Source organism: Agaribacterium sp. ZY112 (genome assembly GCF_041346925.1).
In the GTDB taxonomy this organism is placed as follows: domain Bacteria; phylum Pseudomonadota; class Gammaproteobacteria; order Pseudomonadales; family Cellvibrionaceae; genus Agaribacterium.
Genome location: NZ_CP166840.1, coordinates 2,944,135 through 2,958,547, shown reverse-complemented (window position 1 = coordinate 2,958,547; position 14,413 = coordinate 2,944,135). Strand labels below are relative to the sequence as shown.

The following is a 14,413-nucleotide window of genomic DNA, read 5'->3' as shown; positions in this document are numbered from 1 at the left end:
CACTTACAGCACACCAGGCGACGAATAATGCAGGACAAGTACCACTCCACCCCGCTACCAGCTAGGACGATTGAGGGACAGTTACCTCAACAGCCGGATGACGCTAAGCTTCAGCAGTATGTGCATGCCGCCACCTCGGACAATACACGTAAAACGTACCGTTCCGCGATTCGTCAATTTGAGCGCTGGGGCGGATTGTTGCCGACCGATGTCCCAACCCTTCTCCGTTATCTGCTCGATAAAGCTGAGCAGGCCAATCCAAGAACTCTAGACCTACACTTAACGGCCATCGCGCAATGGCATCACACCCAACGCTTTCGTAACCCGGTCGACGACCCGCAGATCAAAAAAACAATGGAAGGCATTCGCCGAATACATGGCCGCCCCAAACAGAAAGCAAAGGCCTTACGACTAGAGCATATCGTAGCGATGGTGGCACACCTTCAAGCCCAACCAGCCAGTTTAAAAGGCGCCCGCGATTTAGCCCTATTGTTAATTGGTTTTTTTGGGGCCTTTCGACGCAGTGAATTGGTAGGCATTCAATGGGAAGATTTGACCTGGGAAGACGAAGGCCTACTCGTTCAGCTGCCCAAATCGAAGACGGATCAAAGTGGTGAAGGTCAGGTGCGCGCCCTTCCCTTCGGACACGATGCCATATGTCCCGGTACGGCACTCCAAACCTGGCTTAAACAAAGTGACATCACTAGCGGACCAGTTTTCCAATCCATGACGCGCTGGGGACAACTAAAAGGCACTGCAATGAATCCCGGTGCAGTCAACGAATTACTCAAGCAACTGGGGACCACTTGCCAATTTGAGTTTGTCCCGGATTTAAGTGCGCATAGCTTACGACGCGGACTCTCGACTTCTGCCGCACGTGAAGACATTCCGTTTGAACTCATCAAGAAACAAGGCGGCTGGCGCAGTGATGCGACAGTGTGGGGATATATAGAAGAAGGCAAGCAGCTTGAAGACAACGCCAATACGTCACTGCTAGCCAAAGCCAATGCGCTTCTAAAAAAGACATAGGTTACACGCGCCTCGAATCCCTTAACGTGTAGGTAGTTAACGCCGAATTATCGCGGGCAGCGGTCACCAATAGTCACGCCATCTTTGGGGGGCAACAATTCACTTAAGTCACAGTCTAGAGCCTGCGCAATGAGGTACACCTTTTCCAAGGAGACACTAACGATGCCCCGCTCAATCCGACTCATGTAACTGCGGTCGATCACCGCACGCCCGGCCAGCTCTTCTTGCGACACATGACGGCGCTTACGCGCGCTGCGTACACGTTCACCAAACTGACTATCCAAGCTCTCCATGTTGATCTTGCCAGACGCCCAAAAGGACAGATTCTGTCCTTCTTGAGGACCCTATAACCACGGCCTATAATCCTCATTTTTTAACGATTTCAGCGCCATGAACTCAGAACAAAACCAACAACGGCTAATTTCAATACTCATGTCACTGGGCCATTGCACCTTCACCGTCACCGATGTACGCGACCAATTGCTCACGCAGCTTGAGTTTAGCAACGCGGATCCTGCAAAGGCTCGACGCTGGGTCGCAGGGAAATTTGTCACCTTTGAGCGCTGGGGCTGGCTGGAAAAAAGCACCGACGAAATCAAAAATCGTGACCACTTTAAAATACTGCCCAAGCTTCATAACGATATCGCCAGTGGCGAACCTTATGAGGACCTTGCATCAAGCTCACCAGTTCAAGAAGACTCTAATGCCTTCCAGAACCTCTCCAAAGAATTAGAGCAATACCGCAAGACCATCATTACGCAAATGAGCGAAATCGAAGAGTACAAACGGGTCGAACATGCTTACCCTGAGCTGAAGCGCCTCGCAACCCACCGATTTCAGGCTGTCAGAGACGAGAACTATCGTTTACTGGGTAAGATGAAGGCTCTTGAAAACTTAATTACGAGCGCGGAAAAGAACGGTTAGTCATGCTGTTACGCACCTGGCAAGCGGAATGCATCGAGCTTGCGTTAGCACGCTTTGGTGCAGGCCATAAACACACCTTCGTGATGGCAACACCGGGAGGTGGCAAAACCACCATGGCGGCGATTCTGTGTAAAACACTCTTTGAACGAAATGCAATCGATCTGGTGGTTTGCTTTACGCCAACCACAGCGGTGTGCCTCAGCTTTAAAGAAGAGCTTGAATTAAGAATGAGTGAGCCGTTTGACGGACGCCTAGGTGCGCGTGGCCAAGTCATTACCTACCAGGCACTGAGCTATCTCAATGCGGATTTTTGGAGGCGCTTTGATCACCTAAAGATTCTAATTATCTTTGATGAGGCGCATCATTGTGGTGGTGATACATCCGAGACAGCCACCGCGTGGGGTGACATCATCTTACGAGAAATTCGAGATCGTGCGACATATACGCTATCGCTTAGTGGTACGCCCTGGCGGACTGATCAAAGCCCCGTTACTTTGGCGGCCTACTGCAGTCAGCAACACAAACTGCAACCGGATTACGTCTATGGCATTCAGTCTGCGATTAACGATCGGGTGTGCCGGCATCCGCGCATCACGGCCATTGATAACAATGCAATTACGCTTGATGAAGATGGCGCGACTCGGTCGTACAATTGCATCGCACAGTTATTGGAAAACGAAACCCTACCCTACCAAAACCTATTGGAGTCTGAGCCCTTAGTGCTGTACATACTTCAGCAGGCCATCACAAAACTGGATGAAGTCCGCCGTTTCAACCCCAATGCCGGCGGTCTAATCGTCACTTCAAGTGTACGTCATGCGCGCTTTATCGAACGTATCATGTCTACGAGCCTGAACGAAGACAGCTTAGTCATTACACATCATGATCCGCGTGCACACCTAAGCCTCAAACAATATCGAGCGAGCACGAAGAAATGGGTCATTTCAGTGGGCATGATCAGTGAAGGTACGAATATTCCTCGCCTGCAGGTCTGTTGCCACTTGAGCAACATTAAGACGGAACTCCATTTTCGCCAAGTGCTCGGGCGCATCATGCGGGTCACATCTGATGATCGCCACCCCTTTGCTTATTTATTCATCTTGGCAGAAAAAAAGTTGGTCGAATTCGCTCAACACCTTGCTGCGGACCTCCCAAACGAATCAGGCATGTTGAGAATAGAGGACACTAGCTCGACCTACCCCGCTAGCATGCCCCCTCAACCACCACAAATTAATAAAAGCGATAAGGATCTTAACGTAAGCACAGTATTGATTAACACGTTGTTGAGCCAGCCACCAATAGGAGGTTCAGAAGAAAGCAAGAGTGGAAACGTGAGCACAGCAATAGAACCAACTATGTTTGGTCGCTTTCTAAAACAACTGGTTGAAATAGAAAACATGTGGAGCAGCACCTCTTAACCATCCCTGTCGCTAATTCTAGGCAGTCACACAGAAAGACAACGCCCCCTACGGCTTTGGTCGGGGGCACGACAATCCGATGAAATAATAATTCGACGCTTACACCTTAAAAAAACCGCAGCACCAAAAAAATCTGATTGTACCGCTAAGTAAATCGCTTAATAACACAATAAATACAAATAGGTTTGCTATCCATTAACAACAAAGAGGTTCAAATGCTCCACTACGACCAAAGCTACTTCCCCCTCCCCCATTAGGTAGCGAATCGTACTTTAATGTACCGTCAAAAAATTAAGGACTCATCAACGGTAGTGGCCCCGAGCAAAGCAAAAAATCCAGAAAAGGTTTTCTATTGGGCATATATCCGTTAGTCACCGCTAAACAGAAAGCCACGAATGAAAAAACATGGACTTTTTAGCGTGCTAAGAAGTGTGATATTTATTTTGTTGGATTAGAATGCACATAATTCAGACTTGGAATCAGTCTATATATTCCATATAGGCATGCATGGGGAGATTGATATAACCAAGATTCGATTTTTCTGGATTGCACAAACCAGAGATTATTTGATCAATAAGGTTAATTAATGAGCAGAAACACAACTTCGACAACCGAGGCATATACCTTGTTTGAGGAAGCCTACACATTTTTTAACTATCGCCTGTTTGACGATGCCTTACCACCTTGCATTATTACCTTCCAAAGACAGGCGCGCCTAATGGGCTATGTATCATTTAAACGGTGGGTGAATACAGAAGGTCAGACGATTGATGAATTAGCAATCAACCCTACCTACTTCGCAAATTATCACATTACTACAATTCTCCAGACATTGTGCCATGAAATGGTCCATATTTGGCAAGAGCATTATGGCAATCCTAGTCGCCCGGGCTATCACAATAAAGAATGGTCTGCCAAGATGAAAAGTATCGGATTGATGCCCTCTACGACTGGTGAACCTGGCGGCGCAGTCGTGGGCGAAGCAATGTCAGACTATGTTATAAAAGGGGGCGGCTTTGAGCAGACCTGTAACGACTTACTTTCCTCCGGATTTAAGCTACGTTGGTACGACACTGTTCCTGTGCCACCGCCAACGATTCGCCGGGAGAACAAAACCCAAGAAAAGGTGATAGATTTTGCACAGGAAGTTGAGTCACGACAGTTGGCCAGCTTAGATATTAAAGACATGTATGCCGACTTTCCAATCAATTTAGCAGGCCTTGCAAAAGAACTTGATGATCAAGAAAAGCAGACGCTATCTACAACTTTGAGACCTAACGTTCAAACCAGCAAAGTTAAAAATCGCTCTAACCGAAACAAATACGTTTGCCCCAGTTGTTTCATACAGGTATGGGGCAAACCAGAGCTAAATATTAAGTGTGGTGAGTGTGATATACGGTTATATGAAGAAAATTAGCGACCTTGGCAACACATAACTAGGCCACCATGATGTTTTGCGCAAGAGCTAAGAGGTCCGGGGCATCCCGTAGATCTTCAAGAGGGTAATAACCACCCAAAACAACGTGCACCCAGGCCACCGGAGATGTTCGCGCCAACACCTTGATTCTCTCGTCATTCTTCGTAACTTCCGCATTTTCAAGCAAATAGTTAAGAATGACCGAATTGAAGTAGATGATACAGTTAGCCATCAAGCGACTGCATTCGTACCAAACATCAATTTCTTTATCAGACTTTCCACGAAAGCCGCCGCCCTCCCCAATCTTTTCAAAGCAACGCTGAAGCTGATGATAGGCTTCACCTTTATTTAACGCCGTTTGTATATAGTGGCGAAAACTTCCATCATTTACATAGTTCAGGAGGAATATCGCTTTTATCAAACGATCATACTCCCGGAGCGCTTTTAATTTTTTATCAGAAGGGGATGATTTAGAAAGCCGAGCAACCAAATCCTGCTGCGACACGTTCTTTTGATGTAGAGACACAATTACTCGTTTCACATAATCCCAGCCTTCCTCTATTACTTTCCGGTTAATGGGCTCGCTTAGTATTAGTGACCAATCGTCTTCGCCTTCTCCCTCTACAACATCAAACATAGAAGAAAAAACGTGATTTGCTCTCGCATAACGGGGGGCGAACTCCCAGTCTGATAAATCTAGTAGAGCAAAATTAAATCGATTAACCCCGTGATTATCGGTTGAAGCGACATTTATATTGATATCTGACGTATTGTTATACAACAAGTCAAAGACATTGTGAGATTCATGTACGTTTAGTGCATTTAAGCTTACGTTTACAGGTACGTGATTTGCTATAAGTGAGTTAGCATACAAACCTTTTCCCTTTCCAAAGTTTTTTGAAGAATACCGTACGCGCTTTGTATTTTTTCGTGAATGCAGCTTTTGCCCATCTAGGGATGCATGAATATAGTCAGGTCGATAATTATAGAGGCCAAATATTTTTAGTTTCGATATTGCATTAGAGATAGTATCGCAACTGTGCCGAACGTTTTCGACCGTCAAGTAGTTTTTTTCAAATCTAAGTAAGGTGTCGTGAGAAAAAGGACAGAGGTCTGCCATCTTGTATATACCTCGCCGTGTTGCATTGGCGATGATGCAAGCAATTAACTTCTCTTCAAATTTTTCAGTTCGTTTTTTACCAGTCCTATGTAAAATATCATCCATAAAACCCGAGTCTTGAGCAACGCGAAAAATGACTCGAGTAATATCTGTTTTAGGAACAGAATCGAACATTTTGGGGTTTACAATTTTGGTGCCCTTAACCTTTTTAATTGTCCAGCTATGCTTACCATCATGCCGCTCGAGAATAAGCGATTCGTTTTCCTTGGTTTTTACTCTGCAAGGAACTAAAGATAGCATTTTATTGAGCTCATCTAGCTTGTCATCCAAAAGCCCGGAAACATCTTTTTTAATTGCTTCAGCATTCACACATTCGAGTAGAGCTCCTACTTCATTTTCAGCCACAAGCATTTTTTCTAAAGGTTGATAACGAATACCACTATCCAAACACCAATGAGTGTTATGAAGACGCTGCGAAACAAGGCTATAAATATGGTATTCAGCTCGAGTTGCAATCAAATTCCTGGCTGGATCATAAAGGTAATCTTTTGTTTTCTTAGCGAGGCGATTATCAATCGTCTCGACCAGCCCTTTCTCTTCTACCTCTATTTTAAGCCTGTCTACTTGCTGCAAAAGAAGGCCAGAATCTACAGTATCTACAAACTTTAACCTACAAAGAATATTTCGTAGCGTAACTGTGATTTTTGATTTGCAAGTGTCGATAAACTCCCAAAAGTACCTATCTTTTTCAAATTTACTTCTCGACATGTGCGTTATTAGGTTATTGAGCTGATCCTCACCCAAAATCTCTTCCGCTTTATTTTTAGCCTCGGCAAAAGAAGAAAAACTCTCCTTGCTATCACTTGTAAAAAAAGAAAGAATTTTTGCCCCTTCAACCATCAGATCGTCCATTGAAGACTTCACCTTGAGCATCTGCGCATTCGCGGCTTCATGAGCTTCCTTTTTTATCTGATCAACATGAAATATAAATGCGTCACCAAAATAATCTACAAGTGATCGATACCTATAGTAGATGAAACACGAGAGATAGAGATTGAACTCGGCCTCTCGACGCTTTTTCTGCCTTGATAAGGATATTTCACTAAAGAGTTCTGCGTAGTACTTTATTCGTTCATTTGGAATCCCTAGAATTACGATCATAGGAAGAACATCATTCGCGATACCTGCTAGGATATCGAAAACTTCCAACTCCTTATTTAACTCCGATTTAGAAAAATCGCGCCCCTCATATCGAATATAGCTAAACATTTGTTTTTGCTCAGAGTCCGTAAGAAAGCGTTTGAATAGCCTCTGAGTTTTCTGGGAAAGTACGCTATCTGCAATCGATATGACCCTGTTTTTCTCTTTATTAAATGCCGTAGTTACTATTTCCTGAAGCTTATTGTATGAAGGGATTTCTATATCTTGAATTCTGAGCCAGTCAATAACTTCGTCGAACAACTCGACTGCTCGATTTTGACTAACTGCCGCTTGTTTTGCGAATATTTCAAGTTCGAGTGCACTACTCGCGCCAAAGCGCTTAATGGCCACAACGTCGAAAATCTTTGTATATATTTTATACTTCTGGTTAGGCGTTAACTGTATAATTACGCAATGACTGTTAGGGAAGTACCGATCCCGAATGTATTCAAAATCATTCTTGATTGTATGAAGCTCAGGTCTTAGTTGAACCGCTTTCTGCTTGAAGTATCCGAGATAAAGAATATAGTAAATCTTGATTAGCTCAGATTCTCGATCCAGCAATTTTGATTTTTCATTGTCGTTCAGGCTAAAAGAAAGCTCCCTTTCCTCTTCAGTAACACTTGGTGGGCCATACAGTTCTGCCTGCTGCTCATTGCTCAAAATATGCACAAGTCACTCCATCTTACAATGTAATTGAGCTGATTGTGTTCGCATTATAAGAGCGACGCAACAATAGCGCCTAAATTTTCAACAATGTGAGTGGATGCTGAGCTGATATTAAATGAATGACAATCTAATTTTTGGCGCTCGTTAGTCTAGTTCATTTCTACACGCGAGAAGAAGAAAGCAATGCACTGGCAGCACACAGCCTAATATTTTAACTTATCCCGGTGTTTCGCCCCGCCCTGCCCAATTGGAGTAATGTATCGCTCCTTCTCGATCACAGTTCTGCTGTGCAAAACTTTATATTCCGTGGCTTTTGGCAATCAAACCATAATCATACGCCTTGCTATACATGCATCACATTTACATTGGAAGTAGTCACCCAGTTGGCTATGCATAAACTAACTATACAAGGCGCCTTTCCCGGATCATTAAAACCGCTACTCATTTTTAGGAAAGGACACTCCGGGCAAGATCCAGCCATCATCCCTTACTATGAATTAGAAGATGGCAAAAGAAACGAAGCTTACGCCCTCTTGAACCGGTGGTTTCACGAATACACCTCATGTTTCACGAGATAAACCCCGCATTTTTACTCAGTACCCCTAATAACTCAAATTTATGGCCATTCCTAAACCTGTTGCACTGTATCCAACATACACTGAACTCAAAGACGTTAATTTCGATGAATACAAAGAACTAAAACAGTTTTTAGATTCTGGTGAGTCTTGGTGGTTAAGCCATTGGAATTGGGGTCAATCGTTTCTGAATTATATCGGACGAAATAAGTCTGAACACACATATACACGTTTTCGAAATGAAACTGAGCGTTTTCTACTGTGGGTCTTTTTAATTAAAAAAGTACGTATGGATCAGCTACGTAAAGCTGACATACTCGAGTACGCAGATTTTTGCTGGCAACCACCGGTAACATGGATTTGCTTAGCCAATCATGAAAAATTTGTATTTAGGAATGGTCAGTACATACAAAACGCTAAATGGGCCCCCTATAAGTTTAAGCAACCCAAAAGCGCAGACAAGTCTAAGGCTGTCGACAAGAAAAAATACAGGCCATCACAACAAACGTTAACGTCCACTTTCACAGCTGTGATTGCTTTATATAAGTACCTGATGAACGAGGAATATCTGTACGGTAATCCCGCCCAAATAGCAAAAAATGATTGCCGCCATTTCATTAAAGACGTTCAAGTTAAAGAAATAAGACGGCTTACAGAAAACCAATGGCAGTATGTTTTTGATGTTGTGCATGACTTAGCAAATGAAGACCCTCTATACGAACGTAGTTTGTTTGTAATATGCGCTCTTAAAACACTGTTTTTGCGTATATCGGAGCTTTCTGAGCGAAAAGACTGGACGCCAATTATGAGTCATTTTTGGCAAGATTCGGACGAAAGTTGGTGGCTGAAAGTATTTGGCAAAGGCCGTAAATTGAGAGATACAACGGTTCCAGACAGCTTTATTACCTATCTCAAGAGATATAGGGCCTATAGAGGGTTATGCCCGCTACCCTCTTCAGGTGAAAACGAACCCATTGTTGAAAAAATTCGAGGCCAGGGCGGTATGACTTCACGGCAATTGACTCGAATTGTTCAAGCTGTTTTTGATAAAGCGTATGAACAAATGAAGGCAGCTCAAGGAGAAGACAACGCTCGAAAACTTAAAGAGGCTTCTAGTCATTGGTTGAGGCATACTGGCGCTAGTATGGAAATTGAGAGAGGTCGAGCCTTAAAGGACTTATCTGAAGATCTAGGACATTCCAGTATGGCGACCACCGATACGGTATATGTACAAACTGAAAATAGAGTTAGGGCTGAAAGTGGTAAGGATAGAAAAGTTGATTAAATTGAGTTGCTGATACGTGAAGCTGCTTTCGGATCCATGTGGAGTTCCAAGAGCATAAAACCTAGTAACATACACACTAAAAAATACATGATACAAATATCAAGGTAGAAGACATGATAGTTACAATCAAAAAGCTTGGTTCTTCAATAGCCGTCGTAGCTTCAATGTTTCTTGTGGGTGCCGCGTACGCCGCTCCAGAAAGTAAAACAAAAGACGTCAATATTGATAATTTTATTCGCGCTGAATCAGACACCATGCTGAGGGCGTCACTTGAAACCACACGAAACCTACTTGGTACTCAACTAGGGGAACTCGGTCACCTCAGAGAGCCGTTTCCTATCGAGAATCAACCTGTGATACGAATGAATCGAGATACTCTGTATTCATCAGCCGTACTAGATCTCAGCAAGCCAGTAAGCATTACTCTAGCTGACAATGGGGGACGCTATCAAAGCATGCATGTTGTCAATCAAGACCACTATATGTTCGCTAAAAGCAAACCTGGTACTTATACGCTTACTCAAGAAGAGCTGGGCAGCCGTTATGTATTAGTCGCAATCCGGACTCTCGCCAATTCAGACGACCCCGAGGATATTAAGCTAGCAAATAAAGCTCAAGATAATGTTGTTTTATCAGGTGGAGTTGTCGGTGGAAAAATCGATGCTCCAAACTGGAACCAAAACCAATTAGCAGAGATACGCCAACTTATTAATCAGCTTTCTCTTTATGGCCTTGATTCCAGTAAAGGGTTTGGTAGTAAGCAGAACGTAGACCCTATTCACTATTTCCTAGGAAGTGGATCTGGCTGGGGAGGCCTTCCTAAGCAGGAGGCTATATATGATTTAGGCCAGGTCAAACTAAATGATGGCACAGCTCATAAAGTTATGATGAAAGACGTTCCAGTTGACGCCTTTTGGTCAATTACCGTTTATAACAAAAACGGATATATTAGCCCAAACAGTCAAGGTGTTTACAGTTTCAACAACCTCACGGCAAAAAACAATAAAGATGGAAGCGTAACCATTCATTTCGGTGCATGTGACGACAATCGAATAAATTGCCTACCTATATCTGATGGATGGAACTATGCGTTTCGATACTATCAACCTCAAGAAGAACTTCTATCCGGACGGTGGAGTACCCCAGAAATAACGATCAAGAAGTAGATGCATGACTGGAACACGAATGCAGCGAATCTAAAAAGCCCCTAACCTAACTTAGGGGCTTTTTAGCATTATTAATACCGCAGAAATATCATTTTTTAGAAAATACTTCTAAGCCACTAGGCTGCCAACTCTTATCAAACCAACTCTGTAATGGCCCGTATAACCGAAGGATAACGTTAAAACCTTTGCCTGGCATGGTTTGCACCCAGTTCTGCTCCTTTCCTTCTGGCGCCTTCGACGAAAAGTATATGGTAATAGAGCCATCGTCATTCACAACTGGATCCCCCTGAAGGCTATCTACACCTCCAGACTTCTGGTTAGTTTCTAGAATTGAGCGAGTTTGATTGTCATAGACCATCAACGACCAAAAATCTTTTGCTGGAATACCCTCAGGTAATGTCACGATATACGTTTTATCACCACTTAACATATCTCCTTTCTGATCCATAGTCGTAACTGCATAAACAGACCCTGAACCCACTTGAGGGTCAACCATGAACGGAGTGATGCCAGTGGCATAAAAATGAAAAGCCATGCGGTCATCTAAGATTCGTGCGCCATTTTCATTTAAAAATTCATGGCTCTGTACTGTAGAAGTAATCCACGGCTTATTCTCGTAGATATACATTTCAGGGTTTCTAGGGCGATAGAGGGTCGCGCGACTTGCCGCATTTGCGATTGTTGCTGCTTCACTAAAGATTTTTAGCATTCTTTCGTCAGGGGAAAAAGTTTTTCCTTTTTTTATACCTAGTGCATCTGCCAAGCCAATAATTTCAGAGTCTCCAGAATTGGCTGGTTCATATTGAATAACAGCGTTTATTTCATTGTAAAAAGAATGGTCGGCAGAGTGGATAGTGCTACTGTGATGCTTCGAAAGGTTTACATAATTATTTGCCTTTGGCTTAGCTGCTTCCGCCAAAGGATACATTTTAAAACCCCGCTTAAACTTTGCGATTGTATCTTCAAGAGATGAATTTGGCTCAGCAACTGCGCGTATTAATAACCAATGCCTATAAGTTGACGTTCTATATACAAAATACCCTTCCGGTATCTCACCGTCATATGCGTCGCCGACTATTAAATACTTCCCTCCTTGCCCTTTATCTGGCCCACCCATACCAATATCAGCCACATAGTGGAAATATGCATCATTAAGTAGGCCTATAACCGGGCTACCAACTTCAACGACGACGGGTCCATTTTTTACATCTACTTCGGCACTGATATAGGGAGTTGTTGTATTAGGAGTCAACCATATAGAGCGGGCATCCATGAGTTGCTCAGTGATTCCCACTGTACGGTTTGCCTCTACGCCTACTTTGGCATTTCCTTCTAACATAGCGTACATCGAAGCCATAGGCATGCCGCTAGTATAGAGTTGCACAGCTCTTGAGGTATCAAGGAAGTCAAATGCTTTGCGGGAGGTTTCCTCAGAGGGGAAACCATCAACCATATGCACCTCCCCTAAATACTTAGATTGAGAGCGATCAGGTGTAAGCAGGGAATCAGCTACATTCGCTTTATATATAGGTGCGCTAGCAAGGGCCGTTACAGATACACTACTTGCCAATAAAAAGCTGGATAGTAATTTATACGTTAGCATCATAATATTCCTAATTATTAAAGAGGCTTTCCCTCAAAATCTCAGATGGCTATAGGGTTTACACTAGATGGTTAAACTCTTTGCCAAATTTAAAGTTAATACCTTTCGTTCTATCAGTGCGGGCTCGTATTTAAACTCCCTGTGGGACAAGCGCACTTGGAGTTTAACGGTTCTTCTTTAACGGCTTTTAGTGTGCTCCATGTAGGCACACCTCATTAACGCTCTACGCATGTTAGTCATCACGGCGCTGTTAAGTAACTCAACCAAGCGTTCATGCGGATAGCCACACGACTGATGATATGCACAGGTTTGCCAGACTGAGTGTAAACCGCCATAGTCGCACCTGCGCCCTGAGGTATGGCTTGTGCTTTCACGATATCGTCAAGCTCAACTCTAACCATCCATCGGTCACTGGCTGGCGCCCCGGACATGGCAGGTAAATTAGATGATGCCGTATATTGCGCTTGTGCGCTGAATCTCCCGAGTACGGACACCCGGCCAGAAAACACTTCGCCTGGAAAAGTCGCAAACGTCAGTTCAACCGGATCTCCCGCTTGAACTCGCCGCATCGCGCTTTGGCTAAAGCTAGCAACAACATCACTCATTTCGTTAGAGATAAACGCCATCGGCGACGTTACAGGAATCGTTGTAACGTAGTGCCCAGTTCGTAACTGAAGGTTAGGTACATAACCATTGTACGGGGCTTTCACTACGGTTTCTTCAAGCCTCCAGTTAGCATCATCGAGCTGAGCGGAACTGACCTTTATTGCCGCTCGCGCAACATCAAGCTCAGCAAGCCAGCGGTCAACGTCCACCTGAGCTGCCGCTTGGGTTTCCAGCAATGTTTTAGCACGAGCGTAATTGGCCTCGGCGAGTCTCTCTTGCGCTTGGTATTGTTGAATCTGGGCTTCAAGTTGTGAAACTGCAAATTGATACGGTGTCGGGTCAATAGTAAAAAGTGTCTGCCCTTCTTTAACGGGTACCATAGCTTCTATATCAACCGAAACGACCCGTCCTTTTACATTCGGTACGACTGGGATGACATATCGCACCATTCGCGCATCCGGCGTAATTGGTGAATAGGTATACCAAGAAAACACTGTGGCTGCGATCAAGACGACGCCAAGCCCAATAAAAGCAGCGATATTCGACACACTGTTTTTCAGCAATTTTAGTTTGCTAAAAATCAATACATAAAGTGCCGAATAGCAAATGATGATAAAGGCAATCACGCTTGCTCCTCCTTGCCATTACTCACCACATTATTTGAATAGTTGATTTGTGCCCAAATCAATGCCGCAACCCATAAAAGCCCAAAACTCAACAAACCAAGCCACGCCATGTACGTAATCGCATTAACCTGAGGATGCCCTTTAGCAAGAGCGACTTTCCCTGGGTAGCTACCAATCACTACAACCATCGCTACGCCAGCGGCAACAATGACCAATAAAACAATCAGCGCCAAAAGATCCAGTATCATTGCCCACCTCCGCATTGCAAGTATTGATAGTTAACAAAAAAATCATCGATATTGAGATCCTTTTCGCTTAGATTTTGGTGGTACGAGTCTCTCAGCAGCTCCTCTAACAACGTCTTATTCTTTTGAGAATCGCAGGACCAGAAGACTTTGCCCATAACTCGGCGCGTAAACCCAAAAACGATAGCTATTGTGTCCATATAAGTTCCTGATATGAATTTGTAACAAAATACGGCTTGCTAGACGACCTAATATGCGTCTCTACCTCACCGACTACGGTAGCATAAACCAGAACGAAGATGCCGATAAAACTCTTTAATGACAGTCACTTAAGAGAGTGTCATTAAAGAGCGAGCATGGAAATTGAGCGAGGCCGCGCCCTCAAAGACCTATCTGAAGACCTAGGGCACTCGAGCATGGCAACCACCGATGCCATTTACGTTCAAAGTGAAAATAAGAAACGGGCTAAGAGCGGAAAAAAACAGAAAGGTTAATTAAAAAGCAAACGAACAAGAGCGCCAATCAAATAG

Annotated in this window: 12 protein-coding genes; 7 read left to right on the top strand and 5 right to left on the bottom strand. The window is 43.9% G+C overall.

Annotated features, from left to right (window positions below; genetic code table 11):
• Positions 1-27 precede the first annotated feature (27 nt).
• A complete protein-coding gene (locus AB1S55_RS12865) occupies positions 28-1,029 on the top strand; it encodes a site-specific integrase (RefSeq protein WP_370978583.1) in 1,002 nt (333 codons plus the stop codon).
• Between the two features lie 47 nt (positions 1,030-1,076).
• Here the strand turns inward: AB1S55_RS12865 and AB1S55_RS12860 are convergent, their stop codons facing one another.
• Positions 1,077-1,322: a helix-turn-helix domain-containing protein gene (locus tag AB1S55_RS12860; protein WP_370978582.1), complete on the bottom strand. Its 246-nt coding sequence runs from the start codon at positions 1,320-1,322 to the stop codon at positions 1,077-1,079.
• A gap of 97 nt (positions 1,323-1,419) precedes the next feature.
• Between AB1S55_RS12860 and AB1S55_RS12855 the strand changes: the two genes are divergently transcribed.
• The 3 genes from AB1S55_RS12855 to AB1S55_RS12845 all read left to right on the top strand — a co-directional run bounded on the left by AB1S55_RS12855 (position 1,420) and on the right by AB1S55_RS12845 (position 4,788).
• Entirely contained in the window at positions 1,420-1,953 is a 534-nt protein-coding gene (locus AB1S55_RS12855; RefSeq protein ID WP_370978581.1) for a hypothetical protein, read from the top strand.
• 2 nt (positions 1,954-1,955) lie between these two features.
• On the top strand, positions 1,956-3,371 hold the full coding sequence (locus tag AB1S55_RS12850; protein WP_370978580.1) for a DEAD/DEAH box helicase: 1,416 nt from the start codon (positions 1,956-1,958) through the stop codon (positions 3,369-3,371).
• A gap of 586 nt (positions 3,372-3,957) precedes the next feature.
• Positions 3,958-4,788 (top strand): SprT-like domain-containing protein, encoded by an 831-nt coding sequence (locus AB1S55_RS12845; protein ID WP_370978579.1) that lies wholly within the window; start codon positions 3,958-3,960, stop codon positions 4,786-4,788.
• Positions 4,789-4,807: 19 nt separating this feature from the next.
• Here the strand turns inward: AB1S55_RS12845 and AB1S55_RS12840 are convergent, their stop codons facing one another.
• Positions 4,808-7,780, bottom strand: coding sequence for a Tn3 family transposase (locus AB1S55_RS12840; protein ID WP_370978578.1), 2,973 nt, complete (start codon positions 7,778-7,780; stop codon positions 4,808-4,810).
• A gap of 615 nt (positions 7,781-8,395) precedes the next feature.
• Between AB1S55_RS12840 and AB1S55_RS12835 the strand changes: the two genes are divergently transcribed.
• Together AB1S55_RS12835 and AB1S55_RS12830 are read left to right on the top strand one after the other, a co-directional pair.
• Positions 8,396-9,637, top strand: coding sequence for a tyrosine-type recombinase/integrase (locus tag AB1S55_RS12835; protein ID WP_370978577.1), 1,242 nt, complete (start codon positions 8,396-8,398; stop codon positions 9,635-9,637).
• 113 nt (positions 9,638-9,750) lie between these two features.
• Entirely contained in the window at positions 9,751-10,803 is a 1,053-nt protein-coding gene (locus AB1S55_RS12830; RefSeq protein WP_370978576.1) for a DUF1214 domain-containing protein, read from the top strand.
• Positions 10,804-10,891: 88 nt separating this feature from the next.
• Here AB1S55_RS12830 and AB1S55_RS12825 read toward each other — a convergent pair whose 3' ends face one another.
• The 3 genes from AB1S55_RS12825 to AB1S55_RS12815 all read right to left on the bottom strand — a co-directional run bounded on the left by AB1S55_RS12825 (position 10,892) and on the right by AB1S55_RS12815 (position 13,886).
• Positions 10,892-12,409 carry a DUF1254 domain-containing protein gene (locus AB1S55_RS12825; protein ID WP_370978575.1) on the bottom strand — a complete coding sequence of 506 codons (1,518 nt, stop codon included), beginning with the start codon at positions 12,407-12,409 and terminating at the stop codon, positions 10,892-10,894.
• A gap of 236 nt (positions 12,410-12,645) precedes the next feature.
• Complete coding sequence (locus AB1S55_RS12820) at positions 12,646-13,638, bottom strand: efflux RND transporter periplasmic adaptor subunit (protein WP_370978574.1); 993 nt, start codon at positions 13,636-13,638, stop codon at positions 12,646-12,648.
• A complete protein-coding gene (locus AB1S55_RS12815; protein WP_370978573.1) occupies positions 13,635-13,886 on the bottom strand; it encodes a DUF3302 domain-containing protein in 252 nt (83 codons plus the stop codon). The genes AB1S55_RS12820 and AB1S55_RS12815 overlap by 4 nt, the downstream gene beginning before the upstream one ends.
• Before the next feature lie 353 nt (positions 13,887-14,239).
• On the opposite strand from AB1S55_RS12815, the gene AB1S55_RS12810 reads away from it, so the two are divergent.
• Complete coding sequence (locus AB1S55_RS12810) at positions 14,240-14,377, top strand: hypothetical protein (protein WP_370978572.1); 138 nt, start codon at positions 14,240-14,242, stop codon at positions 14,375-14,377.
• Positions 14,378-14,413 lie beyond the last annotated feature (36 nt).